The sequence below is a fragment of the Alteromonas sp. KUL42 genome (assembly GCF_006538325.1).
Taxonomy (GTDB): domain Bacteria; phylum Pseudomonadota; class Gammaproteobacteria; order Enterobacterales; family Alteromonadaceae; genus Alteromonas.
Genome location: NZ_BJKK01000001.1, coordinates 634,841 through 655,484, shown reverse-complemented (window position 1 = coordinate 655,484; position 20,644 = coordinate 634,841). Strand labels below are relative to the sequence as shown.

At 42.3% G+C, this 20,644-nt stretch carries 17 protein-coding genes; 9 read left to right on the top strand and 8 right to left on the bottom strand.

The annotated features are described in order from the left end of the window. Nucleotides 1-422 precede the first annotated feature (422 nt). Complete coding sequence (gene pssA / locus EYR97_RS02835; protein WP_131092304.1) at nt 423-1,223, bottom strand: CDP-diacylglycerol--serine O-phosphatidyltransferase; 801 nt, start codon at nt 1,221-1,223, stop codon at nt 423-425. Between the two features lie 374 nt (nt 1,224-1,597). Between pssA and xdp1 (EYR97_RS02830) the strand changes: the two genes are divergently transcribed. From xdp1 (EYR97_RS02830) to prsT, 3 genes are all read left to right on the top strand, one after another. Beyond that, a complete protein-coding gene (gene xdp1, locus EYR97_RS02830; RefSeq protein WP_404840943.1) occupies nt 1,598-2,530 on the top strand; it encodes an exosortase-dependent surface protein XDP1 in 933 nt (310 codons plus the stop codon). A 167-nt stretch (nt 2,531-2,697) separates the two neighbouring features. Then, nucleotides 2,698-3,516: an exosortase-dependent surface protein XDP1 gene (xdp1, locus tag EYR97_RS02825; protein ID WP_131092303.1), complete on the top strand. Its 819-nt coding sequence runs from the start codon at nt 2,698-2,700 to the stop codon at nt 3,514-3,516. 103 nt (nt 3,517-3,619) lie between these two features. Next, complete coding sequence (gene prsT, locus EYR97_RS02820; RefSeq protein WP_242634855.1) at nt 3,620-6,418, top strand: XrtA/PEP-CTERM system TPR-repeat protein PrsT; 2,799 nt, start codon at nt 3,620-3,622, stop codon at nt 6,416-6,418. A gap of 5 nt (nt 6,419-6,423) precedes the next feature. Here the strand turns inward: prsT and dld are convergent, their stop codons facing one another. From dld to rluD, 4 genes are all read right to left on the bottom strand, one after another. Further along, the gene (gene dld / locus EYR97_RS02815) at nt 6,424-8,163 is read right to left on the bottom strand and encodes a D-lactate dehydrogenase (protein WP_131092301.1); all 1,740 of its coding nucleotides are present in this window, start codon (nt 8,161-8,163) and stop codon (nt 6,424-6,426) included. 115 nt (nt 8,164-8,278) lie between these two features. Continuing rightward, nucleotides 8,279-10,855: an ATP-dependent chaperone ClpB gene (clpB, locus tag EYR97_RS02810; RefSeq protein ID WP_131092300.1), complete on the bottom strand. Its 2,577-nt coding sequence runs from the start codon at nt 10,853-10,855 to the stop codon at nt 8,279-8,281. 239 nt (nt 10,856-11,094) lie between these two features. Beyond that, entirely contained in the window at nt 11,095-11,823 is a 729-nt protein-coding gene (pgeF, locus tag EYR97_RS02805) for a peptidoglycan editing factor PgeF (RefSeq protein WP_131092299.1), read from the bottom strand. Between the two features lie 4 nt (nt 11,824-11,827). Continuing rightward, nucleotides 11,828-12,811, bottom strand: coding sequence for a 23S rRNA pseudouridine(1911/1915/1917) synthase RluD (gene rluD / locus EYR97_RS02800; RefSeq protein WP_131092298.1), 984 nt, complete (start codon nt 12,809-12,811; stop codon nt 11,828-11,830). Between the two features lie 189 nt (nt 12,812-13,000). On the opposite strand from rluD, the gene EYR97_RS02795 reads away from it, so the two are divergent. After that, nucleotides 13,001-13,765 carry an outer membrane protein assembly factor BamD gene (locus EYR97_RS02795; RefSeq protein WP_131092297.1) on the top strand — a complete coding sequence of 255 codons (765 nt, stop codon included), beginning with the start codon at nt 13,001-13,003 and terminating at the stop codon, nt 13,763-13,765. A gap of 75 nt (nt 13,766-13,840) precedes the next feature. Here the strand turns inward: EYR97_RS02795 and EYR97_RS02790 are convergent, their stop codons facing one another. From EYR97_RS02790 to EYR97_RS02780, 3 genes are all read right to left on the bottom strand, one after another. After that, nucleotides 13,841-14,626, bottom strand: a complete 786-nt coding sequence (locus EYR97_RS02790; RefSeq protein ID WP_131092296.1) for a cupin domain-containing protein — start codon at nt 14,624-14,626, stop codon at nt 13,841-13,843. After that, a complete protein-coding gene (locus EYR97_RS02785; RefSeq protein ID WP_131092295.1) occupies nt 14,619-15,230 on the bottom strand; it encodes a sigma-70 family RNA polymerase sigma factor in 612 nt (203 codons plus the stop codon). The genes EYR97_RS02790 and EYR97_RS02785 overlap by 8 nt, the downstream gene beginning before the upstream one ends. A 127-nt stretch (nt 15,231-15,357) precedes the next feature. Then, the gene (locus EYR97_RS02780; protein ID WP_131092294.1) at nt 15,358-15,933 is read right to left on the bottom strand and encodes an LON peptidase substrate-binding domain-containing protein; all 576 of its coding nucleotides are present in this window, start codon (nt 15,931-15,933) and stop codon (nt 15,358-15,360) included. Between the two features lie 282 nt (nt 15,934-16,215). Here EYR97_RS02780 and EYR97_RS02775 point away from each other — a divergent pair, with 282 nt between their 5' ends. Genes EYR97_RS02775 through EYR97_RS02755 form a run of 5 tightly spaced genes read left to right on the top strand, consistent with a single transcriptional unit; the run spans nt 16,216 to nt 20,639 of the window. Continuing rightward, complete coding sequence (locus tag EYR97_RS02775; RefSeq protein ID WP_131092293.1) at nt 16,216-16,626, top strand: nuclear transport factor 2 family protein; 411 nt, start codon at nt 16,216-16,218, stop codon at nt 16,624-16,626. Between the two features lie 16 nt (nt 16,627-16,642). Continuing rightward, entirely contained in the window at nt 16,643-17,371 is a 729-nt protein-coding gene (locus EYR97_RS02770) for an SDR family NAD(P)-dependent oxidoreductase (RefSeq protein ID WP_131092292.1), read from the top strand. A 3-nt stretch (nt 17,372-17,374) separates the two neighbouring features. Next, entirely contained in the window at nt 17,375-18,640 is a 1,266-nt protein-coding gene (locus EYR97_RS02765) for an NAD(P)/FAD-dependent oxidoreductase (RefSeq protein WP_131092291.1), read from the top strand. Continuing rightward, the gene (locus EYR97_RS02760; RefSeq protein ID WP_131092290.1) at nt 18,637-19,380 is read left to right on the top strand and encodes a DUF1365 domain-containing protein; all 744 of its coding nucleotides are present in this window, start codon (nt 18,637-18,639) and stop codon (nt 19,378-19,380) included. The genes EYR97_RS02765 and EYR97_RS02760 overlap by 4 nt, the downstream gene beginning before the upstream one ends. 2 nt (nt 19,381-19,382) lie before the next feature. Further along, complete coding sequence (locus EYR97_RS02755) at nt 19,383-20,639, top strand: cyclopropane-fatty-acyl-phospholipid synthase family protein (RefSeq protein WP_131092289.1); 1,257 nt, start codon at nt 19,383-19,385, stop codon at nt 20,637-20,639. The last annotated feature ends 5 nt before the right edge of the window (nt 20,640-20,644 follow it).

The window sequence follows — 20,644 nt, the reverse complement described above, 5'->3', positions numbered from 1 at the left end:
ATTACTAGCTTTGCTAGCTGCCTCTCCCGAAGCGGATGCGTATCTTACAGCGCATCTTTTTTTTGTCAACAACTAATTTAAAATATTTATTTCAATCAGTTATTGAGCCTTTCAAGTAACCCCATTGCTTCGGCGTTCCCTTGTAAGGAGGCGCGCATTTTACGTATATTCATGATTAGGTCAACAGCCTTTTTCAAAAAAACATAAAAAAAGCGACCATTCGGTCGCTTTTTACACACAACGGTCAAATAACCATCAAGAGACTGTGTGTTTAGCCATTCTCGATGCGATTTATCTTTAACTAGCTAACTATTAACACAGAAATCTAACACTCAGAAATCTTCACTTAAATAAACCGCTACTCGAAACAATAAGAACACTCATTACATGTCAATGCTTCTTTAATCAGCATTGACGTTGTCTTATTTGTTTTCGTCTACCTTTTCCTGTGCGCAGTTTTTGTTATTGATGAAGTCAGCGTCTTCTTCGTGATCGCCGACTACATCGTGTAGCGTGACTTTATCAACAGTTCTAAATGTGTTGATTGGGCCTGCTAATGCATAAAGAGCAAAAACTAAAAACAACACTAACGCCGGTTCAGTAGCTACAACCACAAAGATAAGTAATACCAATAAGAGTGCAACAAAAGGCACTTTGCCATGCCAGTTTACTTCTTTAAAGGAATTGTATTTGAAGTTACTTACCATCAATAGACCAGCAAGGCCTGTAACAGCAGCTACTATTAAACCGTAGTCGCTACCCACGGCATCGTATTCGACACCGACCCATACAAGGCCAGATACAACAGCAGCTGCTGCAGGACTGGCAAGACCTTGGAAAAATCGCTTATCAGCTATTCCAACTTGTGTATTAAAACGAGCTAAACGCAACGCCGCTCCAGCTACATAAATAAATGCGGCTAACCATCCAAGTTTACCTAATTCAGTCAACCCCCAATTATAAGCAACTAACGCTGGGGCCATACCGAATGAAACCATATCGGCCATAGAATCATACTCGGCACCAAAATCACTTTGCGTGTTAGTCATACGTGCTACACGACCATCTAAGCCATCAAAGATCATGGCAACAAAGATAGCAACAGCAGCAGCTTCAAAACGACCGTTCATAGATGAAACAACGGCAAAAAAGCCAGAAAACAAACCTGCAGTTGTTAACAAATTGGGAAGTAAGTATATCCCTTTACGTTTCTGTTCAGACATATGTCCTCGTACTTCTATATATAATGTAGTAATTATTTCATAGATATCGGCTAACGCATAGTAATGTAGACGACGCTATATTCATTACTACTTTCTCATTCGTCCTAACGCCTATTTGATCACATAATAACAAGGTATGCTACTACATACGTAAAATTGATCATTATTCATATATCCTAAAAGTCCATGTTGAAAATTAGTAAGTTATCTGTTCACTACGCAATGAGACGATTGTAAAACGACTGCGTAGTATAAGTTGCGAAATTGTTCATTAAGTTAAGCATAAAGCTAAATACTTAGGTCAATTTAATAACGTAGCTAGAAGAAGATAGCTTGCCCGAGAAGTGGTAACGCTTCAAAAGAGGAATGCAATGATGATCATTCTACAAAAACGTCTTTTGCTTACGTTGTTGATAACTAGTGGTATTTGCTTCACTGCTAGTTCGCATGCTACCTATAATCATCACGATTACTCACATTGCGGTGGTTCTAACAACAGTCAAAATTCAGATTGTAATTCCCCTCTTGGTGAAAATACTTATGACTTAGTTGATGATGGTGTCTATGAAGGAACTAATCCTTCTGTTTCTTCAATTAATATAAATGGCGTAAACATCTCACTGTCTGCATTTTCAGATACGCAAGGCCTATACAACGAAGCTGTTGTAGGCGCTGATTTACAGAAAATCTCAAACACATGGGCTTATGGAGTCACCAATAATGATGAAGCCTATTACAATGGCGGTGCTGATCATGCCATAGACAATATCAATTATTATTATCAGGGAAGCTATGCCTCACATCAAAGTGGCATGACAAACGTTGAGCGCGATTATGATTTCATTTTGTTGTCCTTTGACCAAGCAGTTACACTCACTGGGGCAAGCTTTTCGTGGTTGTATAGCGATAACGATAGTCAAGTTTCTGTCGCTGCGCTTAACAACATCTCAGGTTTAACTTCGGGTATTAACACTTGGAGTGATATCGTGGCGGATGCTCTTACTTCTGCGTCATTTGATATTGAAAACTGTGATTACTTGGATCATCGCTCTGACTTCAATTTCTCTGAATCAGCGCAGTATTGGTTGGTTGGCGCCTATAATACGGTATTTGGTAACATTGGTGGCTATGTGGGCAACGATGCGTTTAAACTAGCGAATATTGGCTTTGACATAACTCCAACACCTGATGCGAATGAAGGGTCTACCCCTGTAAATGCGCCTAGCACTATTGGCCTTTTAATGGCATGTTCACTTTTCGTTGCTTGGCGTCGTAAGACGCCCGGCCAGCATAAAGGTTATCGTTAGAGGCATCTTTATACACCTTTCGCTCTCTTTATTACTCTCGCTAACTGTCAATATTCTTTACGACTCTGTACTTTCTCCCTTTTTTATTGCGTAAAATCATGAACATAAAATCTGGCACAAAATTCGCATGAGAAAATATTAGTAGTGATGTAGTAGAGTCAATCATAATGTTTAGAATTTTGTTGTCGTGTCTTTTGCTTTGTGCTGGTAGTGCTTGGGCTACTGATTCTTCACTAGCAGAGCACAGTTACAGCTACGACTTTGACGAAGTAAATGTTAATGTCGACCCCACAATAGGCAACGTTGTTAACGTAAACGGTGTATCTGTGTCAATATCTGGTTGGGCAGATAGCGCGCAGCTTGTTCATGGCGATTCAGGTCAATTCGACCGCGTAATTAGTGCAAACTTACAAGAAGTTCCAGGGTATGGTTGGGCTGTTAGAAACTCCTATGAAGATGAAAACTGGCATCAAACCGTAGACAATACGAGCTCAAAAGGATGGCAAGACTATGACTTTATTCTTTTCAGTTTCAGTAGTGCTGTAACCCTCACTAATATAGACTTTGGATGGGCGCCTACACAAGAAGGTTCGCAAGAAGTTTCTGTGGCAGCCCTTGGCACTAGTGGATTGAATGCGTTAACAGGGCAACAATCTACATGGTCAAATATCATAGCTGATGCATTGAGTAGCTCGTACTCGCTCACGCATATTGGCAATAACCAGCACACCACTGAGCTTAATTTCACAGAAACTGCAAGGTATTGGTTAGTCGGTGCTTACAATACGGTATTTGGATCTGTAACGGGCGGCTCTACGTTTAATGACCGATACAAAATTTCTGGGATCAACTTTACCAAACCTTCAGTTTTAGATCCTGACGATAATTCGACGCCTGTTAATGCGCCAGGCACTTTAGCAATTATGTGCTTGAGTTTGTTTATCTTTGCACTAAAGCGCAAAAAAGTTTCGCGTCTTACTGTTTGAATATTTTGAAAAAGCACGTATTTTAAAAAGGTGGCCTTGGTCGCCTTTTTTTATATTTTTTCATGCAGTATCGTAATCTTTTAAGGTAAATATGGCTTTGCTAGTGAATAAAAGCGTGATTAAGCGCACTGTGTTCCCCCTCCTTGTCACTTCATTTATTGCGTCATTTACTTACGCTACAACATCAGAAGACTACGAGCTCGCCCTTACTGCATTCAACGATGCAGCTTACGACGAAGCCTACATTCATTTAAAAAACAGTTTACAAAAAGACCCTGAAAATTTATCAGCCAAAATTCTCATGGGCGAAATATTACTAATTAATGGTTATTTAAGTGCGGCAGAAATGGAGTTTGTGGAAGCGTTAGAAATGGGCGCTGACATCAATTTATTAGCAGAGCCGCTAGGAAACACCTGGCTGTTTCTTAATAAGTATCAAAGTATTGTCGACTTTTCTGATACAAATAAGCTTTCTGGTGATGCGTTGCGAGAATGGCTACTTATTCGAGCGACAGCATGCATTCGTTTAGAAAGATTAGAGTGTGCGCTACGCGACTACAATACCATTATTGCACGTTCACCTAATTTCGTTCGTGCTATCAATGGGTTAGCATCTATAGCGCTACAGCGAGAAGAGCTGGTCAATGCCGAGAATTTAATTGGGCAAGCCATGGCTGTAGAACCAGAAAACGCGATTACATGGCGTTTAAAGGGTCAGTTGGCGTACCGTAAAGGCAATCGCCAAGAAGCAACTGAGCATTTGCAAAAGGCACTCAATTTTAACCGTGATGACCCTATAGCTTTGCGAAATCTTGTCGATTTGTACTTAGAAGTTAAAGACTACGACTCAGCCAAGCTTTTCGTCGAAGAGATTATTGAGGATACTCCCAATGATCCACTGGCTATCCTTCTTAACAGCTGGTTGAAAAGCCGTGACAACCATCAAGCTATTGCCAATGATAAGTTAAAAGAACTTAATGAATTTATGGCTCAGCTTGATCCTGAACTTATTACTTCACAACCCATGTTGCTCTACATCAGCGGACTCACCAACTTTTTCAACAGTAACTTAGAACAAGCAACCAAAGACTTTAGTACTTACTTACAAAAAGAACCTGAAGATCTTCAAGCTGTATTAATGCTAAGTCAGGTCTACATGGCGACACAACAAGACAAACAAGCATTGATTTTATTAGAGCGCTACCAAAACGAACTAATGGAAAAAATTGATGCTGCCTTGTTACTAGGAGATCTATTTATAAGACAAGGCCAAGCATTTAAGGCTGATCGCTTGCTACGAAATTTAGTAGAAAAATACCCTGAAGAAGGAAAGTTGCAGCTTTTCAAAATAAAGCTGATGGCTGCAAGAGGACAACAAGACGAAGCACTGCGCATACTAGACCTTAATTTTCCTTCGTATCAGGATAATGCAGGCTTTCTCTTCACCTATGCTTTGATGCAATTGCAAGCGGGCAATTTTGAAGAAGCATTTCAAGGTGCTGAAAGATTATCAGCACTATTTCCCGAAGAAGCCGAAATTTACAATTTAAGGGCGGGTATTCTTATTCGACAGGAAAAGTTGGAAGAGGCAAAGCGCAATATTGAAAAAGCGCTCCTATTAAACCCTACGTTGTTTCCGGCTAAATTTAACTTGGCTGCTACTGAAAGCCGCCTAGGTAATATAAACACATCAAATACACTTATAAGCGAGCTACTAGCACTGTCACCACAGCACAGTGAAACGTTAATGTTAAGGGCATTTAACCACACTAAAGAGGGTGAGCTAGAACAAGCAAAACAAATTTACTTAGATTTATTAACGCTCTCTCCTTCCAATAGTGGCGCGAGAGAAAAGCTCTCTATGCTTTATCAGCAGATGGGTGATACCTCAGCGGCGCTCTACCACTTAGATCTTTTGTTAAAAGACAACTTTGACAACCCTAATTATTTACTACGCAAAGCAGCGTTACAAATCAGAGAGAAACACAACGTTGAGGCAGAAAAAACGCTAAATATTGCTAGGAATTTTATTAATTCTGAACCAAATAGATTGGTTACTTTTGCAAATCTAGCGCATGCCATAAAAAGCGATGACGCAGCCAAAAATGCCCTAGCGCGAGCTATGAGTCTTGCTCCTGACAACACATCAATAGCCTTACAATATACAAGCTTTTTATTAGATATTAATGACAACGAAGAAGCAGACAAAATACTTAAGTCATTAAGCGCTTCTCGCAGTAAGAGCCCTATTTATCATTTTCTTCAAGGCCGCCTTCAAGCCAATAGAGGCAATAGTGAGCAGGCTGTCAATGCGTATCAAAAAGCATTAGATATCGACCCCACTTTTGTACAAGCACTTTCCGCTATGTATAACTACGCCTTAGTAGAACAACATGTCGATATTTTCTTATCCACTGCACGACGTTTAGCCTCAGACGAAAGTGGCGCAGTATTAGCAAAGCATTTACTCGCTCAGTACTTGTTTTTTATTAGAGAGTTTGAAGAGTCTAGCACGCTGTATCTTGAGTTGATTGAGGAAGGCACTGTTTTAAACCCAGCGGAAGTGTACAACAGGCTCGCCATTATGAGCTTAGAGAATACAGTTACTGATGCTAAACAATACATTATTCAAGCCTATGAACTTCAACCTAATTCGGCAAAAATTTTAGATACTTTTGGCTATATCAAGGCGCTTGAAGGTGATTATGAAGGTAGTTTAAGGATGCTACGTGATGCTTTTGCACGAGATGCCAAAGATCCCAATATTCGCTATCACCTAGGTTACACATTGGCAAAGCTCAATCGAATTGATGAGGCCAAGAAAGAGCTTACTTTCGCTGTTAACGTAGAACGCCCTTTCTTTATGCGGCCTCAAGCTAAGCGCCTTCTTGATAGCTTATAAAACTGTTATAGACAGCACGAGCAATTTCGCTTGTGCTTTTCTAGCATGCCTACACCTGGGTTGAAGGTGTTGGTCGGATCTAAGCTTTCGTAGAAGCGTTGCAAGGCATCATCTGCCTTGTAAAGATGACCCACATTATGCTCCGCAGGGTATTTTGCCCCCTTGCTATCAAGTTGTTTCAGCATATCGGCTTTTACTTTCTTTGCGTCACTGCCTTTTTTGAGTATGTAATCTTGGTGAAATACATGACAGAAGAAGTGCCCATAATACAGTGACTTATCTATGTGTTTTTCTATATGTTCGGGTAACTGTTCCACCCATGCATCATCGTTGCGTCGAAGTGCAATGTCCAAAGCCAGTATATCACCCACCGTCTTGTAGTTGAGAGTTTGATACCTTACCGCGGCACCTGCAGCAGCAAATCGCAATAGAAATGCCTTACTCGCTTCTTCGGCAGTACAGCTTAGAAAGTTACCTAAATTGCTCTTTACTTCAATGCCTTTATCACTTCGACTGTCGTTAGCCTTCTGAAACAATGCTGTAAAATAGCGCTCAGCTTCTTCAATACCACCATCACTCATTTTCACAATAAGGTGGTGCTCATACTCGTCGCGGTACACACGTAAACGTGGGGGTAAATGATCGGGGAAAAGCTGACTAACGCCTTGTAAGATGCGGTCAGACAATGACGAAGGTAAAAAAGGCGCCTTCTCTAACAAAGCATCAATACGCCCTTTTGCCGCAAACATTTTGGGTAGGAATGTTGTACCCAGACGCTCAATACTCAGAAATGTGTCTTTACCGTATTTGTCTGCTATATCAAACATATCTCTATGCAAATATTCACCCACCTCAGGTAGATGTTTAAATTGTTGGAGCATGTCACGGCGAATTTGGGTTAATACTTGCGGGTTGTTCACACCAATATAGAAAGTCTTTTCCCGTTTGGGTATAGCAAATGTATCTAACATAACGGCAAAAACAGCTAATTTCCCTGCGCAGCCACTGGCTTCATATAACTTTGAAGGGTCGGCATTAAAACGACTTGGCGAGTGTGCATCTACATCTCGTACACGTTGTTCATAATCACTGGCTGAGGCTTTTTTTTCACCAAGTACTATTTGCTTATTAAAATTCTCCGAAGATAAATTATTGAGTATCTGCTCTGGGGTCTCCCCTAAATCAATACCCAAATGATTGACCAGATGCAGCTCGCCATGACAATCGACCTGCGCATAAAGTGCAAGCTCGGAATAAGCTGGTCCACGTTTGACTAAAGCGCCACCAGAATTATTGGCAATCCCACCCACTATAGATGCGCCCAAACACGACGAACCGATAACAGAATGTGGCGCTCTTTGAATTGGCTTTAATAGCCCTTCAAGTTTATGTAACGTAGCCCCCGGAAAGCTAAGAACCTGTAGCCCGTTGTTAATAAGAATAAGCTTATCCATAGCGAGGGTATTAATAATGACCACAGGTCTGTCGTAATCATCACCACTTGGGGTTGAACCTTCGGTTAGCCCAGTTTTGGCCGCTTGCATTATGATAATGCAGTTCGTTTGAACACAAGCTTTCAATACTTGCCAGTATTCCTGCAGGGTTTGGGGAAAGACCACGGCTAATGCACTGCCCTCTCCTGAGCGCCACCCTTTTCTGTAATGCTTTGTTCCCTGCTGTGAAGTTGTAATTCCCCGCTCTCCCACAGCCTGTTGTAACAGCTTAACAATATGGGAATGACTCATGGGGGAACTCCGTAGTAACGCAATGAAATGAAAAGGTAATACCAATCACAAAAAAAGAGCGACCCTTTCCTGTCGCTCTTTTTAGATTGCAATAGCTAGACGATCTTAAGAATGTTTACTCACTGACTACAAACAAGCCACTTTCGTCTGCATCAATACGTATAGTGGAATCAGGGAGCAATTCCCCTGCTAACAGTTTCTGTGCAAGTGGGTTTTCTACCTGAACTTGTATTGCACGTTTTAATGGACGGGCGCCAAATACTGGGTCAAAGCCAGCTTCTGCTAACGTGTCCATCGCGGCAGAAGACAATGTAAGCTTGTAACCCTTTTCAACCAAGCGCGCGCGTAGTGAAGCAAGTTGGATCTTGGCAATAGATTTAATTTGCTCTTTACCCAATGGATGGAACACCACTATGTCATCAACACGGTTAATAAATTCAGGTCTGAAATGCTGACCTACCACCTGCATGACAGATGACTTCATTTCATCATACTGATTTTCATTGTGTTTATCTTGAATGATGTCTGAACCTAAATTAGAGGTCATAATGACAACCGTGTTTTTAAAGTCTACCGTGCGCCCTTGCCCGTCAGTTAAACGACCATCATCAAGCACCTGCAGTAAAATATTAAACACATCAGGGTGCGCTTTCTCTACTTCATCAAGTAAGATGACCGAATAAGGTTTGCGGCGCACAGCCTCTGTCAAATATCCGCCTTCTTCATAGCCTACATAGCCCGGAGGCGCTCCCACTAATCGCGCAACTGAATGCTTTTCCATGAACTCAGACATATCAATGCGGATCATGGCGTCTTCTGTGTCAAACATAAAGCCAGCTAGCGCTTTACACAGTTCAGTTTTCCCTACCCCCGTTGGGCCTAAGAACAGAAAAGAGCCAATGGGCCTGTTCGGATCAGCAAGACCAGCTCGAGAGCGGCGAATAGCATTTGATACGGCTTGCACAGCTTCTTCCTGCCCTACCACACGCTTGTGTAACACGTCTTCCATTCGCAATAATTTGTCGCGCTCACCTTCTAGCATTTTAGCCACGGGGATCCCGGTCCAACGAGACAATACATCAGCAATTTCTGCCTCAGTGACTTTGTTCTTGAGTAGTATTGTTTCCCGCGTTTCATTTTCAGCCGCTTGTTCTAACTTGGCTTCCAGTTCAGGAATACGACCATACTGAAGCTCCGACATCCGATTGAGATCTGACGCTCTACGCGCAATCTCTAAATCCAACTTGGCTTGTTCCAGTTCGCCTTTAATGGTTTGTGTGCCCTGCATGGCATCTTTTTCATCAAGCCATACTTTTTCTAGTTCGGCGTATTTCGTTTCTGCTTGTTCCCGTTCTAGCTCAATCATTTCTAAGCGTTTATGACTGGCATCATCGGTTTCTTTGGCCAAGGCCTGTTCTTCTAACTTGAGCTGAATAATACGGCGCTCTAGCCTGTCCATATCTTCAGGCTTAGAATCAATTTGCAGCCGAATACTTGATGCTGCCTCGTCAATCAAATCGATAGCTTTATCAGGTAGCTGCCTGTCGCTGATGTAACGGTGTGACAAGCTTGCAGCGGCAACAATCGCAGGGTCAGTAATGTCAACAGAGTGATGAAGCTCATAGCGCTCTTTTAGTCCGCGCAATATGGCAATAGTGTCTTCAACACTTGGTTGTTCGACCAACACCTTTTGGAAGCGACGCTCAAGTGCTGCGTCTTTCTCGATGTATTGACGATATTCATCAAGCGTTGTGGCACCGACACAGTGAAGCTCACCGCGTGCGAGTGCAGGCTTTAACATATTGCCCGCATCCATCGCGCCGTCGCCTTTTCCTGCGCCCACCATGGTATGTAATTCATCAATAAACAGAATGACACGCCCTTCCTCTTTGGCCAGTTCATTCAATACCGCTTTCAATCTCTCTTCAAATTCTCCGCGGTATTTGGCACCGGCAACCAATGCGCCCATGTCTAAAGAGAGCACGCGCTTGTTTTTCAAGCCTTCTGGAACTTCACCGTTAATAATACGCTGGGCAAGTCCTTCAACAATGGCCGTTTTACCTACACCGGGCTCACCAATAAGCACTGGGTTATTTTTCGTGCGGCGCTGCAGAACTTGTACAGTGCGACGAATCTCATCATCTCGACCAATAACGGGGTCAAGCTTTCCTTGCTCCGCACGTTCGGTTAAATCCGTGGTGTATTTTTCGAGCGCTTGGCGTACGTCTTCTGCATTAGGATCGGTTACCGTTTGTCCGCCACGCATGTCGTCAATAGCCGCTTCAATGACATCTTTGGTGATATTCAGGCTTTTAAATATTTCCCCTAGACGCCCTTTGTCTTGTAGTGCCGCAAGCACAAAAATTTCAGACGTGATGTATTCATCTTTACGCTGCTGGGCAATTTTGTCGCAAAGGTTAAGTAATATCCCGCTGTCTTTACTTAGCTGAACATCACCACCAATACCGTCGACACGAGGTAAACGTTCAATAGCTTGACTAAGTGCAGAGCGCAATGCATTAACGTTGATGTTTGCTTGATCTAACAAAGGTCGTACCGAACCGCCTTGTTGATTTAGCATGGCCGTCATTAAATGAACGGGTTCGATATATTGATGATCTCGGCCCAATGCGAGTGATTGAGCATCGGAAATAGCGAGCTGAAATTTACTGGTAAATCTATCTAGTCTCATAATCTCAACCTAAAACATGAATCATTATTAATGTTCTATTTATGGGAGCTGGTGAATTATGATTCAAGTGTGAGATTGAAAAGTCGATGTAAAAAGTAGCAAATTCGCCCAAAAACTTGATTTAGAACAAACATAGCAGTAGCGCTAAAAATTTCAGCCTAACAAGCTCTTAGCCTGAGAGTACTGTTTTCTCCTTAGTAGAGGGGTTATCGGCAAAAATATCGAAAAGTCGTTATTTGCTATTTCAAACCAATAACACTGACAATACGCCCAGTGTTCGGCTTATGATGGTGTGTGGCATGTCGATGAGAGTAGAACAAATCTTCACGGCAATATGTACAAAGTTGACTTTGGGTTACATTAGACACCCCAAGCGCTTTTAATTGATATTCAGCAATTAAAGGCAAGTTGAGCAGATATTTATTGCTTGCTTGCCCTTGTTTGATTGCCGTTGGGTAGCGCTTGAACACGCTTGCCAAGTAGGCATCTACCTCGTAACACGCCCCACATATTGCAGGGCCAATCCACGCCATTAATTCACCCTGTGCAATATCAAAAGCTGTAACTGCATTCTCAATAATGTGGTTTTCCAGCCCTTTCCAACCAGCATGCACAACAGCCACCTGAGTTCCTTTAACATCACACAAGAGTATGGGAACACAGTCGGCGGTCATTACGGCACAAAAGTGCATACTTGATGTAGAAAACGCGGCATCAGCTTGTACGTTTTGGGTTGGCAGGCGCGCAACGCGGTTGCCGTGAACTTGTTCTAACCAAGTTATTTTTTCGCTATGTGGCAAAAGGCTTCTATTAGCCTGAACGTGATGCAAGTTATCGCCAACATGCGCGCCAACGTTCAAGCCAACAAAGTCGCCTTCACTCACCCCACCGGCTTTAGTTGTAGTATAAGCAACAATGCTTTCAGGGCATTGCCATTGTGGAGTGATCAAAGCCAGTGGTAACGTCATTGCCTTACAGCATATCTTGTGGGTTATCGATCGTGTCTTGCTTCACTGCTTTTAGCAAATCTTGCATATCTTGTGGCAATGGCGCCTTCCATGTCATCCACTCTTCTGTTTCAGGGTGAAATAACGAAAGCTGCGCAGCATGTAGTGCTTGACGTTGAAAGCCTCGCAAAGCAGCGATAAAGTCATCAGACGCCCCTTTCGGTAAACGCGGACGACCACCATAAACCTGATCACCAAGTAAAGGATGCTTAATGTGCGCCATATGAACACGAATTTGATGGGTACGCCCCGTTTCTAACTTAAGTCGTAAGTGCGTGTAAGCTCTAAACTTTTCAATAACGCGATAGTGCGTTACCGCGGGCTTACCCATTTCTCTAACAGCCATGTGCGTACGCTTTGTTGCATGGCGGCCAATTGGCGCATCGACAATGCCACCAGCAACCATTGTGCCCAGAGCAACGGCTTCATATTCTCGGCTCATTTCTCTGCGCTGAAGTTGATCAACAAGGTGTGTCTGCGCGGGAATGGTTTTCGCCACCACCATCAGACCTGTTGTGTCTTTATCGAGACGATGAACAATCCCTGCACGGGGCACTTTATCAATGTTTGGCACATGATTAAGCAGTGCGTTTAAAACAGTACCACTTGGATTACCGGCACCTGGGTGCACTACTAAGTCAGCAGGCTTGTTGATAACAAGAATATGCTCGTCTTCGTAAACGATATTTAGCGCAATATCTTGTGCTTCACTGGTAACTTGCACGTCCATTTCGGCTTGCACTGTAACCAGTTCATCCATCTGCATTTTGTGGCGAGGAATAGTAATTACCTCGCCGTTAACTGCTACGCAACCGTCTTGGATCCAAGTTTTTAACTTAGAACGTGAATATTCAGGGAACAAATCAGCTAAAACCTGATCTAACCGTAAACCAAAATGCGCAGCTTCTGTTGTAGCTTCTAATTGTATTGTGTTGAGCGACTGTGTCATAACACCATTGATTACGTCTAAAAAAGAGTATTATAACAAGTATTCACGCTGTACACTGCGTTGTTTACGTTTTTGTATGGTTTTTCTTACCGTTAGTACGTTAGAATGCATTCAAAGTGTTGTTGTTTAACACATGAGCTTAGACAGCGAAGTATTAAAAACACTGTTTAGCAGGAAAATAGAATTATTATGAAATCATTTCGTTTACTGGCCCCCGTACTATTAGGTGCCATGGTATCTGTTGCAGGATGCAGCTCTTCAGACCCAGAAGAGAAAGCCGTTTTAGCTAATATGGGTGCACAGCAACTGTATGACAGAGCGAAAACCAGCATGGAAGTGGGCAACTTCAGTGCCGCTGCTCAAACGTTGAGTGCTTTAGATTCACGCTATCCATTTGGCCCATTGTCTCACCAAGTGCAGCTCGATCTAATTTACAGCTACTACAAGTCAGGTAAGCCCGAAGAAACATTAGCGACTGTCGACCGCTTTATTCGCCTTAATCCAAATCACTCTGATGTAGATTATGCGTATTACATGCGCGGATTGACTAACATGGAATCTGACAGCAACTTATTCCAAGAGCTAATGAATATCGATCGTACAGATAGAGACCCTTCCAAGTCTCGCCAAGCGTTCGAAGACTTCCGTCGCCTTATTCAGCAATACCCTGAAAGTAAATATGCGGCCGACGCTAAACAGCGCATGGTTTATATCAAAGACCGCCTAGCCAGATACGAAATTGCTATTGCGCGCTTCTACATGCGAAGAGAAGCCTACGTTGCTGCGGCTAATCGTGGTCGTTATGTTATTGAACATTTCCCTAATACCACACAGGTTCAACAAGCACTTGAGATTATGGTCTCGAGTTACGAGCAACTAGGTTTAACCGAATTGCGTGATAATGCAATGAAGACATTAAAGCTTAACTACCCTGATAGCGATTTCATTAGCTAGTTTTGCCTTAGAATTTTGAATATAAAAAAACGCACTGTTTATCAGTGCGTTTTTGTTTGAACAATGTTATTTATTTTATCTAAAAAACAAATGACTGAATGGGTTTAACAACCTGGCGAGGCCCGAAGTGAAATGTAATGGCTGATCAACAATACTAAACACCAAACAACCCTCATTGCCTTCAGCTTTGGGAGTATGAGTTTTCTCTCCATCCATATAAATGAAGTCTCCGGTGTCGTAATGACTTAGTCCATCACTGAATTCACCGTCAATAACCAGCGTGTATTCGGTTCCGCGGTGCGTATGTTCAGGTACACTTCCGCCACTTCCCATAAATATAAAATTCGCCACGCCTTGGTTGCCTAAATCAACTGGCGCTTGCCATAACTTACCAACCAGACCTGACCAATTTCCTGTTTTCTCGATATACCTATGCAATGTTTTAGGTAGCGTGAAAACACGACCATCGAGTTCGATCGATGTCGTTCTTTCTACGCCGTTACTAACATCGACACCATTAATTCTGACAGTTTTTGAGGATGTTTCTTTTGATATTAACCTGTTCCCCGCGCTATCAAGCAAGCTCCTATTTAAGCCACCATCGGCTTGATGTGCTGCGGGCATTTGCATAATTTGAGACATCATCAATGACATTGCAGATGCAGAGTTGAATGAATCATCTAACGCTAAGGTCGGCTCTGTAAACGCTTTAGAAGCCACCTCTTCAGTTTCCTTTTCAACAAAAGCGCTACATTGGCTACACATATCACAATGGGCAGCCACCATTAACGCAATTGCTGGACTCAACTTACCTTCTACAAATTCTTTTAACTGTTCAGCAGTCGGGTGAAACTTAATCATCGTCGCTTAGCATGACCTTTAAACGTTGAAGCGCCAAACGGGTTCTAGACTTAACCGTACCTAATGGTATAGACAATTCGTCAGCAACTTCTTGTTGAGATTTTCCGTCTATATAGATTGCTTCAATCACTGCCTTTTGCTTTTTGGGCAGAGCTTCAAACAAGTGTCCAATCTGTTCTAACGTTACTTGCTCGTCGAGTGGCGCTTCATTTACATCAGCTGTTTGTTCGCACAATACTGGCCACAAATCGTCAGAACAAACATCCTCTTTGCGATTTTGAAGCTTGCGTAACATGTCGAAGCGGATATTTCGTGCGATAGTGAAAATCCACGTAGAAGGAGAACCTTTCTCAGCATTAAACAGGTGCGCTTTTTGCCAAACATTAGACATGGTGTCTTGCACCAGTTCCATCGCTAGTGCTTCGTTACCCATTTGTTTTAAGGCGTAAGAGCGCAAACGGGGGGCGAAGTAATTAAAAACGCGAGCAAAAGAAGGTTTGCATCGCTCTTGTGCTACAGCTACGAGGTAATCCGACATTTCATTAGCACAGTCTTTTGGTTTAACTGTGCTGTTACTCTGTTCCAATGGAATTCCAACTAACATATATTTTGTCCGCCTTTCCGTTTTGGTTCATTAATTCTACGACTTTTCGGCTTAGAGCGTTTGCAAATTTCGCGCAAATTAAATTACGATTTTGTAATGTTTGTAATCTTAGTTTTCTATGCACCTTCTAAGCAATTAATGCTGAAAGGTAATTAAGCAAGCTTATGCAATTTTTCTGCGACAGAAAATACTGCTTTTGTGCACCATCTACGGGAAGTAATTCCAACCATCTGTTCAATACCCAATTCGGGCATCCAAATTGTGGCGACTCGTAAAGCTTTGCCAGTTCATCGTAATTTTTGAATACCTCTTTAAGCCTTTCGTCCATAGGGGCCATCTGTTGAGCTGATATTTCACACTGCCAGGGCGTTAAATCTTTACACAACCCTGTACGTAAGCCATCTTCGTCAGAAGAAATGTGCGAAACCTCAACTAAATGTGAACCAGCAACCTTTATGCCAAGCAACCCATCTTCGAGTAAGTCAAAGTCTATAACGTGGGCGAATGTGCCTATGGGGTAAATATGTTCGTTTTTCGATTTGTCACCGCTTGAATTGAGCATGCACATCACAAACCCAGTGCCGTTAGCGCACGCGTCTTTCACCATTCGCACATAACGAGGCTCAAAAATGCGTAGCGCCATCCTCCCCTCCGGGAGAAGGTGAGCTGATAATGGAAATAAAGGAAAACGTTCTTCACTCATAATAAAAACTTCCGATAACACAAAAACATCTACGAGAGTGGGAATGAATTGGATCGAATGTGAAAAAATTTCACACTTTGTTTATTCGTCGTGATCTCTTCTATGAAAGCCAATGTAAATGTAAGAAGGGCGCATAAGTGTTTGTTCAAACACTTATCAAAATGCAGTTACTTTTAAAACACTACTATAGGCAATCACTGTATAGATATTCCATCCGCAACGTATTGAAGTTTGGGCTGCTGTGGAAATTGCTTAATTGCATATGAAGATAAGAGATAGAGTATGGATGTAATTACACGTTTTCGACACACCTACCGCGATTTATGTCAAGTTGAGCCTGACGCGCTAAATAAGCTCTATACAGATGACATTGTGTTTATTGACCCTATCACTACCCACCGAGGCTTACCTGAGGTACAAGAGTATTTTAGTAATCTTTTAGTGCACGCGAAATCTTGTGAATTCGATATTAGCGACATACTGGAAAGTAAAAGCAAAACATCGGAAATTACACATGTGGCCAACTGGACAATGACACTCGTTTCAAAACAGAAAAGCAAACTCATTACCTTGGACGGTACTACTCAGCTTAGTGTTAAGAATGATTTAATTGTTTATCACAAAGACTACTACGATTTGGGGGAAATGGTTTATGAACACATTCCCCTATTGGGATTTGTGATAAAAAAATAAAACGGAAATTGGCTTCATGAAGACAATACTCATTACAGGCGCTACGTCTGGTATAGGCAAAGCCCTAGCCATACATGCGGCAAGTCGTGGCTACAAGGTCATTGCGTGTGGACGAAATCAGGAAGCGCTAAATTCGTTAAAAGAAAATCCAAACATCGATATCGCTCAATTCGATGTAACATCACTTGAAGAGACACAAGAAGCCTTCACTTCTTTGCAATTCGACGTCGCCGTACTTAACGCAGGTACATGTGAGTATGTGGATGTTGACACCTTTGAATCTGACATGTTTCGACGTGTCTTCGAGCCAAATTTTTTTGGGGTAGTTCATTGTGTAGAGGCCATGCTTCCCACGCTGCGCAAAGGGAACAAAATAGTCATCGTTGACAGTATGGCACGTTTGCTTCCATTCACCCGTTCACAGGCATATGGAGCCAGCAAAGCCGCGTTGCACTATTTTACCAAGTCACTGGAGGTGGACCTACATCCAAAAGGCATTGAAGTGCAATGCATCTCTCCCGGTTTTGTAGAGACGCCATTGACTGACAAAAATGATTTTGAGATGCCAATGAAGATTTCCGCTGAGGACGCGGCCATCGCTATGCTTAAAGGCATTGAGAGCAACAGTTCATCCGTTTTTTTTCCAAGAGTGTTTGGCTTAATTTTGCGCTTCATGCACATTTTGCCTACACCAATTCAAAAGCGCCTTTCATTGGCAATGACAGATAAAAAACAAGAGAAGTAAACAATGACCAAAAAAATTGCCATAATTGGAAGCGGTATTTCAGGCTTAACTTGTGCGCACTTACTGAATAAACAACACGATATCACCGTTTATGAAGCCAACGACTATATTGGAGGCCATACTGCGACTAAAACCATTACCGATAATGGTGAAACCCATAACATCGATACTGGTTTTATTGTTTTTAATAACTGGACTTACCCAAACTTCATTAAACTTATCAATTCACTAGGCATAGATTATCAAGAAACAGAAATGAGTTTTTCGGTCACCGCCGAAAAAGCGAACCTTGAGTACAATGGAAACAACCTAAACAGTTTATTCGCACAACGAAGAAATATATTTCGCCCACGCTTTTGGCGGATTGTGAACGATATTCTGAAGTTTAACAAAGCCTGCAAAGCCATGGTGGCAGAAGAGCGCGACACATCGAGCCTTTCGTTGCAAGACATCATTGATGAACTAAAACTAAGCGACGATTTTGCAAATTACTATATTTTACCCATGTGCGCTGCGATTTGGTCGAGCAGTTTAGAGCAAACACGAGGGTTTCCACTGACCTTCTTCTTGAAGTTTTTTAATAACCACGGCTTATTAAATATCACTGATCGACCGCAGTGGTACACAATCAAAGGCGGTTCAAGCGCTTATATTCCTCCTTTAATCGCGCCATTCAAATCGAAAATTAAGCTTTCCACAGGTGTTACATTAGTTACGCGACAAAACGATCGTTGGGAAGTAACAGATACAAACGGCGAAAAATCGTTGTATGAGGATGTCATCTTTGCCTGCCATAGCGACCAAGCTCTTGCCATGCTTGCCATGCCTACCCAAAGTCATATCGATATATTGGGCGCTATTCCGTATGCCAGTAACGATGTAGTAATGCACAAAGACATTGGGCAACTCCCCAAACGTCCTCTGGCATGGGCAAGTTGGAACTATCGATTAAAAGAAGACATGAATGAAGAGGCACGTCCCGCCTCGGTAACCTACAATATGAATATATTGCAGCGCTTACAGGCTAACAGCACGTATTGCGTTACCTTAAATAATACCGACAGTATCAATGTATCAAGCATTTTAGGGCAATATGACTACGCTCATCCTCAATACAGTGCCAATATGGTAGAAGCACAGCAGCGTCGCCATGAAATATGTGGTGTTAATAATCTGCATTTCTGCGGTGCGTATTGGTATAACGGTTTTCACGAAGATGGCGTGAGAAGTGCTTTGGATGTGTGTCAGCGATTTGGTGAGTCACTGTGATAGAAAGCGCAATATATCAGGGCAAGGTGTATCACCAAAGGTTTAAGCCCACTCAACACAAGTTCGACTACGACATCTATTTGTTTTGGCTAAAGCTCACCGGAAATGAACTTGAGGAACTATCATGCGCGCTTACGCATTTTAGTCACGTCAAAAGAGCACGAGCACGTTTTAAACGAGAAGATTACTTAGGCGAAAAACATGTTCCTTTATCACAAGCGGTACTGGAAAAAATGAACACGCTAAGTGACTTTGAAATTATTGACGGCGATATCTTTATGTTAGGTCAACTTCGTATGTGGGGTTGGTATTTTAGCCCAGTAAATTTTTACTATCGTCGCAACCAAGAAGGTGTATATACCCATTTACTAGCCGAAGTAAGTAACACGCCTTGGAACGAACGTCATTACTATCTTGTCGACCTAGCACTTCAACACGATACCCGAAAGGCATTTCATGTATCACCCTTTAACCCTATGGACATGACCTACCAGTGGAAAATTGAACAACCGTCTCATACACTTACATTAACAATGAACTGCGTTCGAGAGGAAAAAGAGTTCAGTGCAGGTATAAAGTTAACAAAATTTAACTTAGATAATGTGAATCTAGCCCGTGCTATGAAACGTATACCCAGCATGACAATTAAAACAGTGTCGGGAATTTATTGGCAAGCACTTAAGCTTTTCCTCAAAAAAACGCCACTGTATACACATCCAAAAAAGGGTCAGGAACAATAATAATGTCTTTCGGTGAATCTGTTCTACTATCCACATCAGAGGTCTCTTTTATTGATAAGACCTGTCGAAGCCTATTTTTGCAGTGCTTAAAAAAGCTGCCCTTAGGTAGTCTAATTATTCAAGAACAGGGAGATCTCATTGCACAGTTTGGTGACAATAAAGATGACCTGCGTGCTACGGTGAACATTCTTGATGTTGGAGCGTATCGCAAGCTTCTTCTCGGTGGTAGTGTCGGTGCTGGTGAAGCTTATATGGATGGCTTGTGGGATAGCGATGATGTAACTGCAGTGATCCGCATTTTTGCTCGTAATCTTCCCACCCTCGATGAGTGGGAAAATAAGTTTAAGTGGTTGACCTTACCCATCAACAAACTTCAACACTTCGCCAGACGTAATACGAAAGACCAGGCGAAGCGAAATATAGAGGCGCATTACGATTTGGGCAATAAGCTTTACACCCGCTTTTTAGACCCGACCATGATGTATTCTTCCGCAATCTATCCTGATCACAATGCAACGCTAAACCAAGCGCAGAATTACAAGCTCAAGACGATTTGTGACAAGCTTCAGTTAAATAGCAACGATCACCTTATGGAAATTGGTACTGGCTGGGGCGGCTTAGCGGTGTATGCAGCGAAAAACTACGGCTGTCAAGTCACCACAACGACTATCTCTGAAGAACAGCACGCTTGGGCGAAGGCGTGGATTGCAAAAGAAGGACTTGAAGATAAGATTACGTTGCTCAAGAAAGATTATCGTCTTTTGGAAGGGAAATACGACAAACTGGTTTCTATTGAAATGATTGAAGCAGTAGGCAAGCAGTTCTTGGGCAATTTCTTTGAAAAATGTTCATCACTACTTAAAGAGGACGGATTGATGCTCCTTCAGTCTATCACCATTGATGATAGACGTTTTGACAGCTATGCAAGCAGTGTCGATTTCATCCAAAAATACATTTTCCCAGGCGGTTTCCTTCCGTCACAATATCAGCTTAATGCGCACCTTAAGAAGTATTCAAACCTGATGATACGAGATTTGCATGACATTGGTATAGACTATGCCAAAACATTAAATCACTGGTATGAAGAATTTATCACTGCAAAGGACGCACTACTTAAAGATGGGTACGATGAACGTTTTGTGCGTATGTGGACATATTACTTAAAATATTGCGAAGGTGGTTTTCTAGAGCGAACCATCAGTACCGTGCAGCTCGTATTATCAAAGCCACATTTTCGAGATGAGCTCGCCAGAGCGTAGTTGGG